This window comes from Streptomyces racemochromogenes (assembly GCF_044129415.1).
GTDB classification, from domain to species: domain Bacteria; phylum Actinomycetota; class Actinomycetes; order Streptomycetales; family Streptomycetaceae; genus Streptomyces; species Streptomyces racemochromogenes_A.
The window spans coordinates 56,048-74,881 of sequence record NZ_JBBDHD010000017.1; the positions used below are offsets into that span (position 1 = coordinate 56,048).

General features: G+C 72.8%; 17 protein-coding genes. 4 read left to right on the top strand and 13 right to left on the bottom strand.

Going from position 1 to position 18,834, the window contains the following annotated elements:
- Positions 1-3: 3 nt before the first annotated feature.
- The 5 genes from WDV06_RS09540 to WDV06_RS09560 form a co-directional block, all read right to left on the bottom strand.
- A complete protein-coding gene (locus WDV06_RS09540; RefSeq protein WP_395509202.1) occupies positions 4-864 on the bottom strand; it encodes a deoxyribonuclease IV in 861 nt (286 codons plus the stop codon).
- Positions 865-870: 6 nt separating this feature from the next.
- Positions 871-2,787: a Stk1 family PASTA domain-containing Ser/Thr kinase gene (gene pknB / locus WDV06_RS09545; protein WP_395509203.1), complete on the bottom strand. Its 1,917-nt coding sequence runs from the start codon at positions 2,785-2,787 to the stop codon at positions 871-873.
- Positions 2,788-3,566: 779 nt separating this feature from the next.
- Positions 3,567-4,292, bottom strand: a complete 726-nt coding sequence (locus WDV06_RS09550) for a hypothetical protein (RefSeq protein WP_395509204.1) — start codon at positions 4,290-4,292, stop codon at positions 3,567-3,569.
- Positions 4,293-4,535: 243 nt separating this feature from the next.
- Positions 4,536-5,042 carry a carboxymuconolactone decarboxylase family protein gene (locus WDV06_RS09555; RefSeq protein ID WP_395509205.1) on the bottom strand — a complete coding sequence of 169 codons (507 nt, stop codon included), beginning with the start codon at positions 5,040-5,042 and terminating at the stop codon, positions 4,536-4,538.
- 101 nt (positions 5,043-5,143) lie between these two features.
- Positions 5,144-5,911: a GbsR/MarR family transcriptional regulator gene (locus WDV06_RS09560; protein WP_395509206.1), complete on the bottom strand. Its 768-nt coding sequence runs from the start codon at positions 5,909-5,911 to the stop codon at positions 5,144-5,146.
- 233 nt (positions 5,912-6,144) lie between these two features.
- On the opposite strand from WDV06_RS09560, the gene WDV06_RS09565 reads away from it, so the two are divergent.
- Positions 6,145-6,816, top strand: coding sequence for a DUF4097 family beta strand repeat-containing protein (locus WDV06_RS09565; protein WP_395509207.1), 672 nt, complete (start codon positions 6,145-6,147; stop codon positions 6,814-6,816).
- A 53-nt stretch (positions 6,817-6,869) separates the two neighbouring features.
- Positions 6,870-7,982: a serine hydrolase domain-containing protein gene (locus tag WDV06_RS09570; protein ID WP_395509208.1), complete on the top strand. Its 1,113-nt coding sequence runs from the start codon at positions 6,870-6,872 to the stop codon at positions 7,980-7,982.
- Positions 7,983-8,037: 55 nt separating this feature from the next.
- Here WDV06_RS09570 and WDV06_RS09575 read toward each other — a convergent pair whose 3' ends face one another.
- The gene (locus WDV06_RS09575; protein ID WP_045945791.1) at positions 8,038-9,321 is read right to left on the bottom strand and encodes an adenylosuccinate synthase; all 1,284 of its coding nucleotides are present in this window, start codon (positions 9,319-9,321) and stop codon (positions 8,038-8,040) included.
- 184 nt (positions 9,322-9,505) lie between these two features.
- On the opposite strand from WDV06_RS09575, the gene WDV06_RS09580 reads away from it, so the two are divergent.
- Positions 9,506-10,372: a diacylglycerol kinase family protein gene (locus WDV06_RS09580; protein WP_395509236.1), complete on the top strand. Its 867-nt coding sequence runs from the start codon at positions 9,506-9,508 to the stop codon at positions 10,370-10,372.
- Positions 10,373-10,445: 73 nt separating this feature from the next.
- Here the strand turns inward: WDV06_RS09580 and WDV06_RS09585 are convergent, their stop codons facing one another.
- From WDV06_RS09585 to WDV06_RS09615, 7 genes are all read right to left on the bottom strand, one after another.
- Positions 10,446-11,663, bottom strand: a complete 1,218-nt coding sequence (locus WDV06_RS09585; protein WP_395509209.1) for a cytochrome P450 — start codon at positions 11,661-11,663, stop codon at positions 10,446-10,448.
- 9 nt (positions 11,664-11,672) lie between these two features.
- A complete protein-coding gene (locus WDV06_RS09590; protein WP_395509210.1) occupies positions 11,673-12,332 on the bottom strand; it encodes a response regulator in 660 nt (219 codons plus the stop codon).
- On the bottom strand, positions 12,329-13,654 hold the full coding sequence (locus tag WDV06_RS09595; RefSeq protein WP_395509211.1) for a sensor histidine kinase: 1,326 nt from the start codon (positions 13,652-13,654) through the stop codon (positions 12,329-12,331). Before WDV06_RS09595 ends, WDV06_RS09590 begins: the two co-directional genes overlap by 4 nt.
- Positions 13,655-13,741: 87 nt before the next feature.
- Positions 13,742-14,413, bottom strand: coding sequence for a response regulator (locus tag WDV06_RS09600; protein ID WP_395509212.1), 672 nt, complete (start codon positions 14,411-14,413; stop codon positions 13,742-13,744).
- Between the two features lie 14 nt (positions 14,414-14,427).
- Positions 14,428-15,732, bottom strand: a complete 1,305-nt coding sequence (locus tag WDV06_RS09605) for a histidine kinase (RefSeq protein ID WP_395509213.1) — start codon at positions 15,730-15,732, stop codon at positions 14,428-14,430.
- Between the two features lie 10 nt (positions 15,733-15,742).
- Positions 15,743-16,978: an acyltransferase family protein gene (locus tag WDV06_RS09610; protein ID WP_395509214.1), complete on the bottom strand. Its 1,236-nt coding sequence runs from the start codon at positions 16,976-16,978 to the stop codon at positions 15,743-15,745.
- A complete protein-coding gene (locus WDV06_RS09615) occupies positions 16,971-18,107 on the bottom strand; it encodes an alpha/beta hydrolase (protein ID WP_395509215.1) in 1,137 nt (378 codons plus the stop codon). Before WDV06_RS09615 ends, WDV06_RS09610 begins: the two co-directional genes overlap by 8 nt.
- A gap of 196 nt (positions 18,108-18,303) precedes the next feature.
- On the opposite strand from WDV06_RS09615, the gene WDV06_RS09620 reads away from it, so the two are divergent.
- Positions 18,304-18,807 (top strand): HIT family protein, encoded by a 504-nt coding sequence (locus WDV06_RS09620; protein ID WP_395509216.1) that lies wholly within the window; start codon positions 18,304-18,306, stop codon positions 18,805-18,807.
- Positions 18,808-18,834: the final 27 nt, after the last annotated feature.

Consider the following 18,834-nt stretch of genomic DNA (forward strand, 5'->3'; position numbering starts at 1 on the left):
TGGTCAGTGCAGGTCGCGGAGCTCCTTCAGCAGGGCCACGTCGGCCGCGTGCCCCTCCTTGCCGCCCGGGGTCTCGATGACCAGCGGGACGCCGTCCGTCTCCGGGTGCGAGAACAGCTCGGCGAAGGCCTCCCGGCCGATGTGGCCCTGCCCGATGTTGGCGTGCCGGTCCTTGTGCGCGCCCACGCCCTCCTTGGAGTCGTTGGCGTGGATCAGCTTCAGCCGGCCCGGGCCGACCGTGTCCACCAGCAGGTCCAGCGTCTGCTTGGTGCCGCCCGGCTCGGCCAGGTCGTGGCCCGCCGCGAAGATGTGGCAGGTGTCCAGGCAGATGCCGAGCTTCTCGTGGTGGTCGAGCGCCTCGAAGTACGGGCCGAAATCCCAGGTCCGCGAGCACAGCGAGGAGCCCTGGCCCGCCGTGGACTCCAGCAGCAGGAACGGGTCGTCCTCGTGCGTCAGCTCGTCCAGGAGCGGCAGCATGTGCTCCCTGACCTGCGCGTACGCCGCCTCACGCGGGCGGCCCCCGGTCGCCGACCCGGTGTGCACGACCACGCCGAGCGCGCCGATCGACCGTGCCCGGCGCAGCGAGTGCCGCAGGGACTCCACCGACTTCTCGACGGTGGCCTCGGTGTGGGAGCCGAAGTTGATCAGGTAGGGGGCGTGCACGTACGCCGGGACCGACTCCTCGGCGCACTGCGCGCGGAACAGCTCGTCCTGCGCCGGGTTCCCGGTCGGGGTGGCCCAGCCGCGCGGGTTGGCGACGAAGACCTGGACGGCCTCGGCGCCCATCTCACGGGCGTAGGCCAGGCCCACGGAGGCCAGCCCGCCGGCGACGGGCACGTGCCCGCCCACGGGATTGCGAAGCAACGGTGCTCAGAGCCCCTTGGTCTTGATGGTGATCGTGCTGCCCTCGGGGGCGGTCTGCCCGGCGGGCACCGACTGGGTGTCCACCGTGCTGCTGAAGGAGAGGAAGGGGCGGTCCACCTTCACCTTGAAGCCCAGCGCCTCCAGCGTCTTGCGGGCCGTCTCCACCTCCTGGCCGGCCACGTTCGGGACCGGGACCGGACGGGGCCCCTTGGAGAGGGTCAGCGTGACGGTGTCCCCGGCGGCCGCCTGGGTGCCCGCGCCGATCGACTGGTTGGCGACCGTACCGGCGGGGGAGGGGGAGTTGACCTGGTCGGGGGCCGTCTCCACCTTCAGGCCGAGGGCCTCCAGCGCGGCGCGCGCCTGGTCGCCGGGCTGGCCGGTGACGGGCGGGACCTGCACCGGGCGGCCCTTGCTGACCTGGAGGGCGACGGCGGTGTCGGGAGCCCGCTTCTGGCCGCCGGCCGGATCGGTGGAGATCACGGAGCCCTGGGCCACGTCCTGGCTGAAGGCCTGGGTGACGATCCCGGGCGCCAGCCCCGCCTTGGTCAGCTCGGCCTTGGCCTCCTCCAGCGGGCGGCCCTTGAGGTCGGGCACGCTGACCAGCTCGGGCCCCCGCGAGACGGTGAGGGTCACCGCGCCGTTGCCGCGGATCTTCTTGCCGCCGACGGGATCGGAGTTCATGACCGTCCCGCGGTCGAAGGCCTCGCTGAACTTCCGGTCGACCTTCTTGACGCCGAGACCGGCGGCGGAGAGCTCCGCCCTGGCCTGCTCCTCCGTCTTGCCGAGGAGGTTGGGGACCTTGGTGAACTGCCCGGAGTTGATGTACCAGACGCCGGTGCCCACGCCCAGGGCGAGCAGGATCCCGGCGATCACCAGGACCATGCCCCGGCGCTGCCGGCGGGGGGCGGGTACCGGCTGCGCGGGAGGGGGAGTGTGCGGGCGCTCCAGGCGGGAGGTGTGGTGCAGCACGGGCTCTTGCGCCGGCCCCGGCACCGGGCGCGGGATCACGCTGGTGCGGTCCTCGGCGGCGGACCGCTCGGCGGCCCGCGCCTGCGGCGGTACGGCGTCCAGCTCGGCCTCGCCGATCCGCGCCCGGGCCTCGCGGGCCAGACCCAGCAGCGCCGCGGCGTCGGCGGGGCGCAGATCGGGGGTGCGGGCGGTGGCCTGCGCGACGAGCTCGTCGAGCGCGGAGGGCAGCCCGGGGACGGCGGCCGACGGGGGCGGGACGTCCTCGTTGAGGTGCTGGAAGAGCACCTGCGCCGGGGTGCCGCCGGTGTGCGGCTTGGAGCCGGTGAGCATCTCGTACAGCACGACGCCGCAGGCGTAGACGTCCACGCGGGTGTCGTAGACCCCGTCCTCGATCTGCTCGGGCGCGAGGTAGGAGACGGTGCCGAGGATGGAGCCGGTGGTGTGGGTGGCGGCGTCCACGGAGCGGACGAGGCCGAAGTCGGCGACCTTCACCCGGCCGTCGTCGCCGATCAGGACGTTCTCGGGCTTGATGTCCCGGTGGACGAACCCGGCGCGGTGGGCGGTGCCGAGGGCGGCGAGGACCGGCTCCAGGATGTCGAGAGCGGCCCGCGGCTGGAGCGCGCCGCGCTCGCGCAGGACGTCGCGCAGGGTGCAGCCGGAGACGTACTCCATGGCCAGGTAGGTGTAGGGGCCGTCGGTGCCCTGGTCGAAGACGGCGACCACGTTGGGGTGCGCGAGGCGGGCCACGGACTTCGCCTCGCGGATGAACCGGTCGACGAAGGCGGCGTCGGCGGCCAGGTCCGGGTGCATGATCTTCAGCGCGAGGACGCGGTCGAGACGGGTGTCGAGGGCCCGGTAGACCGTCGCCATGCCGCCTGCGGCGATACGGGCGTCGACGCGGTAGCGGCCGTCGAGCACGCGCCCGACGAGGGGGTCATCCAGGGTCGTATCCACCCGGCGATTCTACGAGGGGCCCCGCCACCCCCGGCCGGGGTGCCCACGCTTGCAGCGCACCCGTGACATGCGGGGGCCCGGGGCGGGCCCGTACGGCGTTCGCGGCGCGGGCCCGCCATCGCCCCCTTGAGGGGCCGGTGGCTGCCCACCCGCCTCCCCGGGTGCGGGCGGGTGGGGCGGGGGCGGGATCCCGCCGGGGCGGGAGTGGGGGGCTGGCCGGGACATCCGCCCGGCGGGGTCCCGCCGGGCGGTGCCCGGACGGCTGCCCGGGGCGGATGGGCCGGGGTCTGACCTGGGCGGTCTCGGAGACGGTCTGGGGGTTTCCCGTCAGTCCCACTGTCCTTCCGGTTCGGGCCGGCCTGTCAAGGGCGCTCCTTCGTCGCGTCGCTGCGCGATGGCCTCCGGCCACCCTTGACAGCCCGTCCCGAACCGAAAAGACAAGGACTGTCGGGAAGCCCCCAGAGGAACGGTCCGGTCCAGAGTCGGACATACGGCGGGACCAGCAGACCGGACGGCCGCCCGGGGGCCGGCAGACCGGGCATCCGAGCCGACACCAGTCCCCATCGGGGCCGCCCTCCGCGCCAGATCGCTACGCGCTCCTCTTTTCTCGGCGCCCGCCGCCCGCCTGTGGCCGCTGCCTGCAGCAAAGGACGACAGAAGTGTCCTCCGGGGCCGGGAGGCGCGTGAGATCGCTACGCGCTTCTCATTTCTCGGCGTCCGGCGCCCGTCTCGGGTTGATCGTCCTCTTGCCCGCAAGGGACGCCGAACAGACCGGCCCGTCAGCCCCCGCCGTCGATCCTCAGCCGGAGGCGAAGGGTGCAGCCTCCGGGGCGGCTGTCGGTGTCGATGCCGATGGTCTCCGGGCCCCGGTCGGCCGACACGGTGCGGGTCGAACCCGGAGGCAATGCGTTCGGGCACTGGCCGGCGTTCCCGTCCGCGTAGTACTGGAAGTCGAGCTGGACGAGGGTGATCCCCGTCTGCTGCACGGCGAAGGTGAGCGCGCAGCCACCCATGCGGTCGTCGGTGTCGATGCGGATGCCGGGGCCAAAGGTCCGGACGTCCGACCTGATGGGCACGCGGTGTTCGCCCTGGTTCCCACACTGGTTGGGGTCCGCGAACGGCGTGGCCCTCCACTCGTAGGTGAGTCCGGCGTTCTGCATGAAGCCTTCCCGGTCGAAGACACCGAAGGCCAGCTGGCAGCCGCCTCGACGTCCGTCCGTGTCGAATCGGATCACATCCGTCCACCGGTTCTCCTCGACCCACTGGTCCCCCGTTCTGCCGCCACATTGACCGGGATCGCCGTCAGGGTTGAACCGGATGCCGATCTCCGTGGGGTCGAACAGCCGGTCCTGGGCCAGTGCGTGGGGTGCCGGGAGAACGGCACTGGCCAGCAGGGTCATTGCTGCCGAGCCGAGGACTGCGAGCCTGCGTGCGATGCGCTTCACGTCGTCGATTCCCTTCGATGCGAGATCGTCGGGACCCAGCAAAGTCAGCAGCGTGGACACGCCAAGCCGAAAGCCCACCCGACAGGCCCCAGACCACCCGAAAAGGCCAACTGCAGGCGCCGGATGACGATCCGTTCGTCCTTTGGCGCGGGGACCGGCCCCAGACGGACTGCGGACGCCGAGACGGGAGGAGCGCGTAGCGATCTGAGGCGTGGGGTGGCCCCGGAGGGCATTCCCGGCGGGCCGGATGGCTGGTCTGCCGGCCCCCCGCGGGGGAGTTGGCCGGGCCCACCCGCGCGGCCCTCACTCCCACTGTCGGGCGGCCAGCGACTCCACCGGCTGGGGCTTGCCGATGACGGCCAGGGCGATGAAGAAGCCGATCTGGCCGATCGCGATGGTCAGGGTGGCCATCGCCTTGTCGTCGTAGTGCTCCGCCGCCTGCGCGTAGAGCTCGTCCGGTACGCGCTCCTTGCCCGGTGCGGCCGGCTGGAAGGTGGCCTCGACCAGGGCGAGGGCAGCGCGTTCGGCCGGGCTGAAGTACGGGGAGTCCTGCCAGGAGGCGACCGACGTGATCTGCTCCTCGGGCACGCCGGCCTTGCGGAGGAAGCCGGTGTTCAGGATGGTCAGGTAGGTGTTGCCCACGATCTGTCCCGCCCGCAGGTGGACGAGGCTCATGGTGCTGCGCGGCACCGACCGGTTGCCGGTGGCGCGGAAGAGGGCCGAGCTGATGTCGGCCAGTTCGGGCACGAACGCGCCGGGGTCGGGCATGCGGGAGATCGGGGTGTTCGAGGCGGTCGGGGTCTGCGTCATGGCTGCTGCCTCCCGGTACGGGGGCCGGCGCGGTGTGCGCCGGCCTTCACCCCACTGACCCGGCGGCGCCCGGCGATGTGACAGCCCCCGGAAGGTTTTCTTCAGGCGCCGCCGTCCGGCTCCGTCGGCTCGATCGGTTCCGTCGGTGCCGCGCTCGGCTCCGGCTTCGTGTGGAGGATCTCGCGGGCCTGTTCCGCCGCGCGGGTGATGCTCTCGGACACGAAGTCGACGAACCGCGCGATGTTCTCCAGGCGGGCGCCGGCCGGGGTCTGGGCGCCGAAGACGTGCACGCCCTGGCGTGCGGTCTCGGCGAGGTGGGCGGTGCCCTGGGCGCTGGCGATCATCGACTGGTACCAGACGTCGTTGTCGGCGACGTACCGCTCGCGGCGGCGTTCGTCGCGTTCCCGGCGGACGAGCCCCTGGGTCTCCAGGAACGCGATCGCCTTGGAGATCGACGCCGGGCTGACCTGGAGCCGCTGGACGAGTTCGGCCGCCGTGAGGCTGCCGGAGTCGCTGGTGTAGAGGCAGGTCATGACCCGGGCCATCATCTTGGGCGTGCCCGACGCGATCAGGACCGTCGTGAACGTCTCCTCGTACGCGGCCACCGCCTCCGCGTCGCGCCCGTGGGCCAGCGGCGGAGCCGCCGCCCCGCGCGGTGCGGCCTGCTTGCGGCGGTGGGCGCGGTGCTCGGTGGCGCGGTGGGCGAGGTCGGCGCGGTAGGAGGCGGGGCCGCCGTTGCGCATGACCTCGCGGGTGACGGTCGAGGTCGGGCGGTCGAGCCGTCGGGCGATCTCGGCGTACGCGAGTCCGTCGGCCAGCCCCAGCGCGATCTGCTGGCGTTCGGACTGGGTGAGTCTGCCTCCGGGCATGTGCCGCCTCCTTGGTGGTCGGGGTGGGTCCAGCATAGCGTTCACGCCCATTCGATTGCAACGCGCGCCAGGTATTCGTTGCGTTAGATCCAGCGCCGATGCAACGATTTGAATGCTGTGACCTGGCTAAACATCAATCGTGTGCAACGAGTGCGTTGCCAGCTCCTTGAACGCAACTTAGCGTTTCTCCTGTCGGAAACGCCGACGGGCAAGGTCGAACACAGGAGACCACCATGCAGCAGTTCCCCGCCACCGCCGCCGTCTCGGCCGTCCTCGACATCCCGGCCGGACGGATCCGGCTCGTCGCCGCCGACCGGGCCGACGCCACGGTCGAGGTCCGTCCGGCCGACGCCGCGAAGGGCCGCGACGTGAAGGCCGCCGAGGAGACCCGGGTCGAGTTCCTCGACGGGGTCCTGCGGATCGCGGCCGCCCCGGCCAAGAACAAGATCATGGGCAACTCGGGTTCCGTTGAAGTCACGGTCCACCTCCCCTCCGGCTCGCACGTCGAGGCGAAGGTGGCCGCGGGCGAGGTCCGGGGCGTCGGCCGGCTCGGGAACGTCGCCGTCGAGGGCGCGCAGGCCGGGATCGCGCTGGAGGAGAGCGCGTCGGCGCGGCTCACCGTCCAGGCGGGAGACATCTCCCTCGGCCGGCTGGACGGCCCCGCGCAGATCAGCACCCAGAAGGGCGCCATCACCATCGCCGAGGCCGTCCGGGGCGAGGTCGTCCTCACCACCCAGCACGGTGACATCACGGTCGGCGCCGCCTCCGGAACCTCCGCCACCCTCGACGCCGGCACCTCACACGGCCGCGTCCACAACGCCCTCACCCACGTCGACGGCGAGGCCGCGGCCCTCCACCTCCACGCCACCACCGCCTACGGCGACATCACCGCCCGCGGCAACTGATCGCGGCGCCCTGCATGACGTACTCACCCCACTTAGCCAAGGAGCACACCACCATGTCCGAGCAGAACCGCCCCGAGCTGCAGCAGGCCCTCCAGGAGATCGCCGGTGCCGGCTGGGCCGGGGTCCAGCTGCGGGTGAACGACGCACGGGGCGAATGGGTCGGCAGCGCCGGCGTCGCGGAACTCGGCGGGAGCGCCGAGCCGCCGACCGACGGACACTTCCGGATCGGCAGCAACACCAAGGTCTTCACCGCGACCCTCGTCCTCCTCCTGGTCGCCGACGGCCGCTTGGCGCTCGACGGCCCGGTCGCCGACCACCTTCCCGAGTACGACCTGGACCCGCGGATCACCCTGCGGATGGTGCTCCAGCACACCAGCGGCCTGTTCAACTTCACCGGGGAGTACTACGAGGACGGCACCGTAGCGCCCGGCATCGACTGGGAGGGACCGGTGTGGGTGGACAACATCCTCCGCACCTACCGGCCGGAGGAGCTGGTCCGGCTGGCCCTGTCCCGGCCGGCGCGGTTCGAGCCGGGGACGGACTGGAGCTACTCCAACACCAACTACGTGCTGCTCCGCCTGCTGGTCGAAAAGGTCACCGGCCGCCCGTTCGCCGAGGAGATGCGCGGCCGGATTCTCACCCCGCTCGGCCTGACGGGCACCGTGGTGCCCGACGCCTCGCCGGAGATCCCCGAGCCCCATGCGCACGCGTACTACACCTACCAGCGCGACGGTGTGTGGGAGACGCGCGACGTCACCCGCTCGAACCCCTCCTGGATCTCCGCCGCCGGCGACATGATCTCGACCACCCGAGACCTGCACACCTTCTTCTCCGCCCTGATGGGCGGCCGGATCCTGCCCGGCCCGCTGCTGGACGAGATGCGCACCCCGCACCCCAAGCTCGGTTACGGCCTCGGCCTGTTCGTGCAGCAGACGGAGGCCGGCGCCACGGTCTACACCCACAACGGCGGCATGTGGGGCTGGGGGGCGCTGCTGTTCGCGTCCCCGGACGGCGCAACGACCTTCGTCGCCTCGCTGACCTGCGGCGACGCCCGACTGGACATGCCGCAGACGGGCGTGCTGTTCGGGCAGGCGCAGCAGCTGCTCGTGAACGCGGTCTTCGGCGACGGAGGGTCCGACGGAGGGTCCGGCGGGCAGGCCGTGTGAACGACGGAGGGGCGGGCGCGCGCGGTGTGCGCGGCCCGCCCCTCCGGTGTGCGGCCTACAGGAACGAGTTGATCTCGATCGTCTCGGTGCGGCCCGGGCCGACACCGATCGCGGAGATCGGGGCGCCCGACATCTCCTCCAGGGCCTTCACGTAGTTCTGCGCGTTCTTCGGCAGGTCGGCGAAGGTCTTGGCCTTGGTGATGTCCTCGGACCAGCCCGGCAGGGTTTCGTAGATCGGCTTCGCGTGGTGGAAGTCGGTCTGCGAGTAGGGCAGCTCCTCGACGCGCTTGCCGTCGATCTCGTACGCGACGCAGACCGGGATCTCCTCCCAGCCGGTCAGCACGTCGAGCTTGGTGAGGAAGAAGTCCGTCAGGCCGTTCACGCGGGTGGCGTAGCGGGCGATCGGGGCGTCGAACCAGCCGCAGCGGCGGTCGCGGCCGGTGGTCACGCCGCGCTCGCCGCCGATGCGGCGCAGCGCCTCGCCGTCCTCGTCGAAGAGCTCGGTCGGGAACGGACCGGCGCCGACGCGCGTGGTGTAGGCCTTGAGGATGCCGATGACGCGGCTGATCTTCGTCGGGCCCACGCCGGTGCCGGTGCAGGCGCCGCCGGCGGTCGGGTTCGAGGACGTGACGAAGGGGTACGTGCCGTGGTCGACGTCGAGCAGGGTGCCCTGGCCGCCCTCGAAGAGCACGACCTTGTCCTCGTCCAGCGCGTTGTTGAGGATCAGGGTGGTGTCGGCGACGTACGGCTTGATCTGCTCCGCGTACTGGAGCATCTCCTCGACGATCGCGTCGACCTCGATGGCGCGGCGGTTGTAGAGCTTGGCGAGCAGCTGGTTCTTGTTCTCCAGCGCCGCCTCGACCTTCTGGCTGAGGATCGACTCGTCGTACAGGTCCTGGACGCGGATGCCGACGCGGTTGATCTTGTCCGCGTAGGTCGGGCCGATGCCGCGGCCGGTCGTACCGATCTTGCGCTTGCCGAGGAAGCGCTCGCCGACCTTGTCGAGGGTGACGTTGTACGGCGTGATGAGGTGCGCGTTGCCGCTGATGAGCAGCTTGGAGGTGTCGATGCCGCGCTCGTTCAGGCCGCGCAGCTCGGAGAGCAGGACGGCCGGGTCGACGACGACACCGTTGCCGATGACCGGCGTGCATCCGGGGGAGAGGATGCCGGAGGGGAGGAGGTGCAGCGCGTACTTCTGGTCGCCTACGACGACCGTGTGGCCGGCGTTGTTGCCACCCTGGTAGCGCACCACATAGTCAACGGAACCACCGAGCAGGTCGGTGGCCTTTCCCTTGCCCTCGTCACCCCACTGAGCTCCGAGCAGCACAAGAGCGGGCACAGGCGTACACCTCTTCCGGATGGGGCATGTCCAAGGTCAGGGGGCGTACGACGATGTACACCGCAGGCTGAGCCGTCGGACCGGTACCCCGGAATAGACGAAGGCCCTGGCGCAATAGCGCAAGGGCCTCTTGCACAAAGATGCTACCCGAGGAAGGACCGAGGTGTCGGCTCCAGAGCCCACCATGAGCCATGCGGGCGCGCCGGTAGGCGGTCTGCTCGTGCTCGTCGACCCGGTCGCCCGCCGTCTTGACGGCGAGTCCGTGCGAATCGCGAAGGATGTGTTGTCAGCGGGGGCGGCGGCGAAAATCTGCCTCCCGGATTCGCAGGAGGAATTTGCGCGGGCGCTCGCCCGCCGGGGCCATCGGCGGCCGGTGGTGGTGGGTGACGACGGCGCGCTGGTGCGCGCCGTGGGGCTGCTGTACGGGGAGCCGGGGGCCGGGGACGCCGCCGTCTCCCTGGTACCGGTGGGGGCGGTGGGGTCGCTGGCGCTGGCGCGTTCGCTCGGGGTCCCGCTGTCGGTGGTGTTCGCGGCGCGGGCGGCCCTGGACGGGGTGACGCGGCCGCGGGACCTGCTGGTGGACGACTGCGGCGGGGTGGTGCTGGGCGGGCTGCGGATCACCGCCCCGTCGGTGTCGGCCGCGCGGCGGACCGGGGGGTACCGGTCGTTGCTGCGGACCCTGCTGCCGGCTCAGGCGGCGGCGCCGGGGGCGGGGCCGGGGGCGGGGCGGCCGGTGCAGCGGCTGCGGGTGGAGGTGGACGGGGTGGTGCTGGTGGACGAGGACCGCCCGGTGGAGGACGTGGCCGTACGGCCCCGGGAGGACGGAGGCCCGGCCCGGGTGGTGGTCCGGGTCCGGGGCGGTGCGCCGCTGACGGGTTACGGGGACGCGGTGACGGTGTCCGTGACGGGTCCGGCGGCGGCGTTCCACTACCGGGCCGACCACGCCCAGCCCGGCGCCCCGGCCCGCCGCCGCACCTGGACCCGCCACCCGTCGGCCTGGTCCCTGACCCTGCCGCGCGGGCCGGGTTCGTCCGGCCCCGCCGGTCTCTGAGGCCAGGGGTGAGGGGCGCAGCCCGGGACCAGGGTCCGGGGCTCGCCCCACCGGGCTGCCCCGCCGCGGCCGCTCAGAACTCGACGAGCAGCTCCCGCAGCCCCCGGATGACGTAGCCGTCCTGCCAGCGGGGCTCGCGTACGAGCCGCATCGGCGGGACCTTCTCGTCCAGCAGCGCACCGAAGGAGGAGACCAGCTCCAGTCGGGCCAGCGGGGCGCCCAGGCAGTAGTGGATGCCGGCGCCGAACGTCAGGTGCGGGTTGTCGGTGCGTCCGAGGTCGAGCGCGTCCGGGTCCTCGAAGCGCGCGGGGTCCCGGTTGGCGGATCCGAACAGCAGGGCGACCTCGGCGCCGCGCGGGATCACGGTGTCCCCGACCTCGATGTCGTCGAGCACCCAGCGTTCGAACATCTGGAGCGGGGTGTCGTAGCGCATGAGTTCATCCACAGCTGTGGACAACTTTTCCGGAGTGGGCGATCCGGGGAGCGCGCGCAGCCCGGCGAGCTGCCCGGGGTGGCGGAAGAGGGCCCACCAGCCGTTGACCGTGGTGTTGACCGTCGCCTCGTGGCCGGCGTTCAGCAGGAGGACGCAGGTGGAGATCATCTCCTGCTCGCTGAGACGGCCCCCCTCATCGTGGGCGGCGATCAGCGCGGAGATCAAATCCGCGCCGGGGCTCCGGCGCCGCTCGGCGATCAGCTCCCGCAGATAGGCGCTGAACTCCACGCTGGCCGTCACCGCCCGGCGCGCGGTCTCCGCGTCCGGCCGGAGCTCGAACATTCCGCAGATGTCCGACGACCAGGGCCGCAGCAGCCCCCGGTCCGCCTCCGGGATGCCCAGCAGCTCCGCGATCACCGCCACCGGCAGCGGCTCGGCGACCGCCGTGAGCAGGTCCCCGCCCCCGTCGGCCAGCAGCCCCGCCACCAACTCCCGCGCCAGCCTTTCCACGGCGGGCGCCAGCCGCTCGACCGTGCGCGGGGTGAACGCCTTCGACACCAGCCGCCGTACCCGCCCGTGCGCCGGGTCCTCCAGATCCAGCAGGCCGTTGCCGTTGAGGACGTGGAAGGGCTCGTGCTCCGGCGGCGGCGCCTCGCGCCCGAACTCCTCGTGGCTGTAACGGTGCAGGTAGGTCCGCCCCAGCCGCCGGTCCCGCAGCAGCGCGCTCACGTCGGCGTAGTGCGACACCAGCCACTGCCCGGTCGCCTGCGACCACTCGGCCCGCCCCCGTTCCCGCAACTCCCGGTAGGCGGGGTACGGATCGGCGACGAAGCCGGCATCCCACGGATCAAAAGCCATCCCCACAGCCTAAGCCGGTGTCACCAGCCGTGTCTCGTAGGCGTACACCGCCGCCTGCGTGCGGTCCCGCAGCCCCAGCTTCACCAGGATCCGGCTCACGTGCGTCTTGATCGTGGACTCCGCGACCAGCAGCCGGTCGGCTATCTCGGCGTTGGCCAGACCCTGCGCGATCAGCACCAGCACCTCCGTCTCCCGCTCCGTCAACTCCCCCACTCCCGAGGGGTCCGCGACCCGGGAGACCTCCGACAGCTTCGAGAACTCCACGATCAGCCGCTTCGTCACCGAAGGGGCCAGCAGCGCCTCCCCGGCCGCCACCACCCGCACCCCCTCCGCCAGCTGCCGCGCCGACGCGTCCTTCAGCAGGAACCCCGACGCCCCCGCCCGCAGCGCCTGGTACACGTACTCGTCGAGGTCGAAGGTCGTCAGGACCAGCACCTTCGCCTCCGAGTCGGCCGCCACGATGTGCCGCGTCGCCTCCAGCCCGTTCATCTCCGGCATCCGGATGTCCATCAGCACCACGTCCGGCCGCAACGCCGCTACCTGCGCGATGGCCTGCCGGCCGTCGACCGCCTCGCCGACGACCTCGATGCCCTCCATCGCGTTCAGCAGGACCGAGAAGCCCTCGCGGACCATCATCTGGTCGTCGACGATCAGCACCCTGATCGTCATGCCGGAGCCTCCTCGGGCTGAGGCCGGCTGCGCACCGGTATGAACACGGCCACCTCGTACCCGCCTCCGGCGCTCTCCCCTGCCGTCATCTCCCCCTCCAGCATGGCGACCCGCTCCCGCATCCCGGTGATCCCGTGCCCGGCTCCCTGCGATGGCCGGACGTCCCCGGCCGCCGGGCCGTTGACCACCCGTATCCCCAGACCGCCCAGTACGTACGAGACCTCCACCTCGGCCGCCGCCCCCGGAGCGTGCCGCAGGCTGTTGCTCAGGGCCTCCTGCACGATCCGGTACGCCGACAGCTCCACGCCCTGTGGCAGCTCGCGCACCGCACCCGTGACCGTCTTCTCCACGCTCAGCCCCGCCTCCCGCACATTGGCCAGCAGCCCGTCCAGCGAGGCCAGCGTCGGCTGCGGCGCCTCGGGGGCCTCGTAGTCGGCGGAACGCACCACCCCCAGCACCCGGCGCAGCTCCGTCAGCGCCGCCACCGCGTTCTCCCGGATCGTGGCGAACGCCGCCTCCAGCTCCGGCGGCGGGTTCTTCACCCGGTACGGGGCCGCCTCCGCCTGGATCGCCACCACCGACATGTGGTGGGCGACCACGTCGTGCAGCTCGCGCGCGATCGTCGTCCGCTCCTCCAGCAGGGTCCGCCGGTCCCGCTCGACGGCCGTCACCTCCAACTGCGCCGTGACCTCCTCCTTCGCCTCCCGCCGGGTGTTGCGGACGGTCACGGCCAGCAGCGCCACCGCCGAGACGACCGCCATCGGCGCCGGCTGCACCGAGTCCGCCGAACCGACGAGGACCGGCAGGGCCGTTCCCACCAGCACCGTGATGACCCACATCCACCCGGCGACCCGGGGCCGGGACCGCATCGCCACGATGGTCATGACGGCGAGATGGCCGACGAACGTGGCCGGCGACCACGGCCAGACCATGATCCGGTCCTGGAGGACGGAGAGCAGCGCCGCGGCGGCCAGCGCCGCCCAGAACGCACCCACGGGCCGCACCAGGGTCATCAGCACCGGTGCCGCGGCCAGCAGCCCGATCACCAGCGCCTGGACCGGCGGCATCCCGAAGTCGGCGGTGTTCCCCAGCAGGAACACGAAGAACGCCACCGCCGCCACCGCCGCGTGCGGCAGGAACGCCGCCTTCGGCCGTATCCTCCGCGGCAGCAGCCGCGGCAGCCGCCCGTCCGTCCGCATCGGGGCGAGCGGCCGGTAGGCGAAGGCATCGGTGAGCAGGTCGTCCCGCAGGCTCTGGAGCAAGCCCGAAGCCAGTCGCAGTTCGGGAGGCCGGGAGGCAGCCCCGGCGGTCGTCTCGTTCATGCCCAAACCGTAGGCCGGGACCGCCCTCGTCCGCGTCGCCACCGAAGGGGATTTCCCGGGGTCCCCCTCAGGTACTACACGGGCCCCTCAGTAGCCCGTCGGACGGACCAGACCCGTCTCGTACGCGAAGACCGCCGCCTGCGTCCGGTCCCGCAGGCCCAGCTTCACCAGGATCCGGCCCACATGCGTCTTCACCGTCTGCTCGGCCAGCACCAGGTGCTCCGCGATCTCCGCGTTGGACAGCCCCTGGGCGATCAGCGACAGCACCTCCGTCTCGCGCTCCGTCAGGTCCTGGATCCGCGCCCTGGACGGCGCGCGCGGGGCGCCCAGCCGCGAGAACTCGGTGATCAGCCGCTTCGTGATGTTCGGCGACAGCAGGGCCTCCCCGGCGGCCACCACCCGCACCGCCTCGGCCAGCTGGTCGGCCGAGGCGTCCTTGAGCAGGAAGCCGGAGGCGCCCGCGCGCAGGGCCTCGTACACGTACTCGTCCAGGTCGAAGGTGGTCAGCACCAGCACCTTCACGGTGCTGTCCGGGATGCCCGTGATGACCGAGGTGGCCTCGATGCCGCCCATCCCGGGCATGCGGATGTCCATCAGCACCACGTCCGGCCCGAGTTCGCCCGCCTTCGCCACGGCGTCCGCCCCGTCGACGGCCTGGCCGACCACCTCGATGTCGGGCTGGGCGTTCAGCAGGACGGTGAAGCCCTGCCGGACCATCATCTGGTCATCGGCGATCATCACCCTGATCGGAGTGCTCATACGTCCTTCTTCGTCTAGGAGGAGGACCGGCCGGGCGGGTCCATGGGCAGGACGGCGCGCACCTCGTACCCGCCGTCGGGACGCGGACCCGCGGCCAGTTCGCCCCCCAGCATGCCCGCCCGCTCCCGCATGCCGAGCAGCCCGTGCCCCGCGCCGGGCGACGGCGGGGCCGGCCGGGTCGGCGTCGAGTTCGCGACGCACAGGTACAACTCGTGGGGCCCGTAGGCGATCCCCACCTCGACACGGGAACCCGGGGCGTACCGAAGGCAGTTGCTCAGCGCCTCCTGCACGATCCGGTACGCGGTCAGCTCGACCCCCGGGGTCAGCGGTCGCCGTACGCCGGCCACCTCGGTGGTGACCTCCAGCCCGGCGCCGCGCACGTTGTCGACGAGTCCGTCCAGTTCGGCGAGGGTGGGCTGGGGGTGGTGCGGGTTCGCGGGATCGCCGGGGTGCTCGGACCGCAGCACGCCCAGCACCCGGCGCAGCTCCGTCAGCGCCTCCAGCGCGTTCTCCCGGATCCCCGCCAGGTTCTCCTTCAGCTCCTCGGACGGATCCTCCACCAGGTACGGGGCGACCTGTGCCTGGATGGAGATCACCGACATGTGGTGGGCGACCACGTCGTGCAGCTCGCGGGCGATCCGGCTGCGCTCCTCCAGCAGGGTCCGCCGGGCCCGTTCCTCCTCCGTCAGGGTCTCCTGGGCGACGAGCTGGCTGCGGGCCAGCCGGGTCGCCCGCAGCGCGTATCCGAGGAGCCCGGCGAACCCGAAGACCAGGAGCGCGCCGATGGCGCTGCTCTGGCTGTGCGCGGGCTTGAAGAGCGCTTCGGCCGCGCCGGTGCAGGCCAGGGAGATCCCGATGACGGCGGCCGTCACCTTCGGCGGCACGCGCAGGGCCACAAGCAGGATCAGCGGCGCGAAGGCGAAGGGCCCGACCGGGGTCCAGGGCCAGGTCTGGCCCGGACCGACGTCGCCGTGGATCGTCGCGGCGATGAACCCGGCCGTCACCAGCCCGAGCCACCAGGCGGCGAGCGGCCGGAACATGGCGACCACGATGGAGAAGCCGGTGAGGAGGGAGAGGATGACGATGCGGCTGTCGTTCACCCCGTAGTGATCCTGGAGCTGAACGGACGTCAGGAACCCGAACAGGACTGCCGCGTACCCGACCAGGCCGTGCGGGAGCCGGGCCAGCCAGCGGGGCCGCTTCATGGGGGGCAGCGGGTCCGGCCTGAGGGTGAACAGCTGCCGGACCACCCCGCGCAGGGCGGGGCCCTCCCGCTCGGAGGGCGGAACCGGGGCCGGGGGCGCAATCTGCTCGCTCACGCCGCCCAGCCTAGGCACGGGATACCGCGGGCGAGGGCGCCGGACGGCGATTTCCGGGCACCCGGGCGGGCTCCGCGGAGACGCCCGATCCGGCGGCGATCCGTCCGGTGGTCCGGCCGGCGGCCCGGGCCCGGGGCTGCTCGTGGACCCGGAACGCGGCCCAGCAGACGGCCAGGACCGCCGCGAACACCGGCAGCCACAGCAGCCGGGCCGCGACCCAGCCCGCCGAGGTGGGCACCGTGTGCAGACCGGGAAGGTCGGGGGAGACCATCAGTCCGACGGCCGTGACCGCCATCATCGAGGTCTGGTGCCACAGGAACACGGTCATCGCCGACAGGTTCAGCAGCGCCACCTTCGCCCAGGTCCGCGGCCGGCTCATCGCCCGGGCCAGCGGCTCGCGCACCAGCAGCGCCAGCCCGCACTGGGCCAAGCCGAACGCGACGGCCGCCAGCGTCGGCGGGTTGAGGTTCGATATCGCCTGGTTCGGCACACCCACCATGGACGCGGGGTACCCGCACCAGAGGACCAGCGCCGTGGCGGCGGCCGCACCACCGCCCAGCAGGAACAGGGCCGGACGCCGCCCGGTCAGGGCGCCGCGGGACCAGGCGGCCCCCAGGGTGTACGGGACGAGCCAGCCTGCGGCCACGTTGACCCAGCCGATCCACTCGGGCCCGCCGAGGCCGAACCGCCACGCGTCGACCGCCGCCACCACGGCCAGCGGCCACACCGGGTTGAGCCGGGCCACCAGCGGGGTGGCGGCGGTGAGCGCCGCGAACACCAGCAGGAACCACAGCGGCGACCACACCAGCTTCAGCAGCGTCCGTACGGTCTCCCACTCGACCCCGCCGAGCAGCAGGCTGGCCGCCACGACCGCCCAGAGGGCGACCACCGCGGCCACGGGCCGGAACAGCCGCCCCAGCCGCTGCCCGACCCACGCCCCGTACGAGACCCCGCGGGCCCGTGCCGAGGCGTAGCCCTGGGCCGCGACATGGCCGCCGACCAGGAAGAACACGGCCAGGGTCTGGAGCACCCAGGACACCGGTGCCAGCCAGGGCATGTGCTCCAGCGGGCTCGTGCCGTGCAGGCCGCCGTCGCGGGCGGTCAGGGCGGTGACGAGCCAGTGACCGAGCACCACTCCGAGGATCGCGAAGGCCCGCAGGGCGTCCACGGCCCGGTCCCGCCCGGCCGGGGTCGCCCGGTCGACACGGTCCGCGAGCGTGGCCCAGCGGCGGTGTACCTCAAACACGGGGGACCTCCTGGCCGGTGAGGGAAGGGGCGGAGACGGCGGCGGAAGCCGGCGATCCGGCCGCGGGGGAAGAAGGGGCGGGGGAGGAGGGCGCGGGGGAGGAGGGCGCGGGTGCCACCGGGCCGATGACGATGCGGGCCAGGCTGTCGAGGGACGTGGTCCCGGGCTTGAGGTAGTCGCTGTGCCCGCCGGTGCCCGCGGCGAAGGGCCGTGCGCCGAAGGCGGGGTCCACGGGGTCGGTGCCGAACCCGACGCCGCCCAGGCGGACATGGGGGACGTTCCCGATCCAGTCGTCGCTGCCCCGGCCGGCCCAGACCTGGGCCCGGGTCGGCAGTGCGGCGGCGGAGCCGGCCCCCGTACCCGGGCTGCCGAACAGGGCCATGTCCGTCACCCCGGGGCCGGTGGCCGTACGGGCGCAGACCACCGAGCCGTAGGAGTGGCACAGCAGCGATATCCGGGCGTCGGCGGTGGTGAGCCCGCGCAACCGGGTGAGGAACGGGCCCAGTTCGGCGGCGGCCTGATCGGCGCGGTCGGCGGTCAGCACGGTGGTGCTCACGGTGCCCGGGGTGTCGTACCCGAGCCAGGCGACCACCGCGGAGCGCGGGTGCTGCTCGCTCAGCCGCCGGTGGAGGCTGAGCGCGCCGTCGCGGAAGCGGCGGTAGGTGTCGAGGGTCGTGTCGGAGCCCGGCACGAGCACCGCGACCCGGTCGGCGGTGCCCAGGTCCCCGAACACCTCGACGGCCCGGCCCTTGCCGCGACCGTCGAAGGTGAGGAAGTGGGCCTCCTGCGCCCCCGTCGTCGTCATCTCCCGCAGCTTCGCGGCCCGTCCGGTGCGGCCCGCCCCCTCGGCCATCCGGGCCGACTCGGCCAGGTTGGCGAGGTTGGCGGTGTAGCGCTCCTGGGGCCCCGCGGACCCGGCGAACACCGCCGGCGCGGGCGCCGGGACCTGGGGGGACGCGGCGGCGGACACGGGCACGACCACGGCCGCCGCGACGAGCCCGGCCAGCAGCGTGCGGCGGATCCGGGCCCCGCGGCCACCGCTCCCGCCGGCGCGGCCGCCGCTGCGGCCCCTGCTGCCGGCGGAGTCGTCCGTGCCGCTGCCACCGTTCGCGCTGAGCCCGCTGGTCATGGCCGTGTCCCCCCGTGCTTCGCTCCCGATCGGGCACTCGCCCGCTCTGGTATCGAAGTTAGGGATCACCACCCCTGGTCGGCGTCCCGCTGCGGAGCCGCCTTCGGAGGTAGCTCTCAGGTATGACATCCCCTACCTGAGAGCCAACCCGCCCGCGATTACGACGCCTTGACGGGACGCCGGTCAGGGTCCGCCGATGACCGAAGACGACTGGCGGCACGACCGCATCGGCAGCGCCCACCAGGGCCGGAACCCCACCGTCCTGCGCCGCCTCGATGCCGGATTCGCCGCGATCGGGGACCGGCAGTTCCTCCCCGGCTATTCCGTCCTGCTCACCGACGACCCCGCCGTGACCCGCCTCTCGGACCTCCCGCCGGCCCGCCGGGCCGCCTACCTCACCGACCTTGAGCGGTTCGCCGAGGCCGTCGAGCGGGCCTGCGCCCGCCTCGACCCGGCCTTCCGCCGCGTGAACATCGAGATCCTCGGCAACACCGACCCCTACCTCCACGCCCACATCTGGCCCCGCTACGACTGGGAGCCCGAGGACCTGGTCCGCATGCCGGTGTGGCTCTACCGGGACCAGGAGTACTGGCGCGGCGACCGCCACGCCCTGGCCCCCCGCCACGACGCGATCCGCGCCGCCCTCACGGAGGAACTGGACCGGCTCGTCGGCCAGGCCGTCCCACCCGGATCCCGCTGACCCGGCTACCGGTCGGGCCGGCACCTT

Bases quoted from the DNA above. Each gene is read 5' to 3' on its own strand.
- WDV06_RS09555 (WP_395509205.1), bottom strand. From the start codon at position 5,042: ATGACGCAGACCCCGACCGCCTCGAACACCCCGATCTCCCGCATGCCC.
- WDV06_RS09560 (WP_395509206.1), bottom strand. From the start codon at position 5,911: ATGCCCGGAGGCAGACTCACCCAGTCCGAACGCCAGCAGATCGCGCTG.
- WDV06_RS09565 (WP_395509207.1), top strand. From the start codon at position 6,145: ATGCAGCAGTTCCCCGCCACCGCCGCCGTCTCGGCCGTCCTCGACATC.
- WDV06_RS09570 (WP_395509208.1), top strand. From the start codon at position 6,870: ATGTCCGAGCAGAACCGCCCCGAGCTGCAGCAGGCCCTCCAGGAGATC.
- WDV06_RS09580 (WP_395509236.1), top strand. From the start codon at position 9,506: ATGAGCCATGCGGGCGCGCCGGTAGGCGGTCTGCTCGTGCTCGTCGAC.
- WDV06_RS09585 (WP_395509209.1), bottom strand. From the start codon at position 11,663: ATGGCTTTTGATCCGTGGGATGCCGGCTTCGTCGCCGATCCGTACCCC.
- WDV06_RS09590 (WP_395509210.1), bottom strand. From the start codon at position 12,332: ATGACGATCAGGGTGCTGATCGTCGACGACCAGATGATGGTCCGCGAG.
- WDV06_RS09595 (WP_395509211.1), bottom strand. From the start codon at position 13,654: ATGAACGAGACGACCGCCGGGGCTGCCTCCCGGCCTCCCGAACTGCGA.
- WDV06_RS09600 (WP_395509212.1), bottom strand. From the start codon at position 14,413: ATGAGCACTCCGATCAGGGTGATGATCGCCGATGACCAGATGATGGTC.
- WDV06_RS09615 (WP_395509215.1), bottom strand. From the start codon at position 18,107: ATGACCAGCGGGCTCAGCGCGAACGGTGGCAGCGGCACGGACGACTCC.
- WDV06_RS09620 (WP_395509216.1), top strand. From the start codon at position 18,304: ATGACCGAAGACGACTGGCGGCACGACCGCATCGGCAGCGCCCACCAG.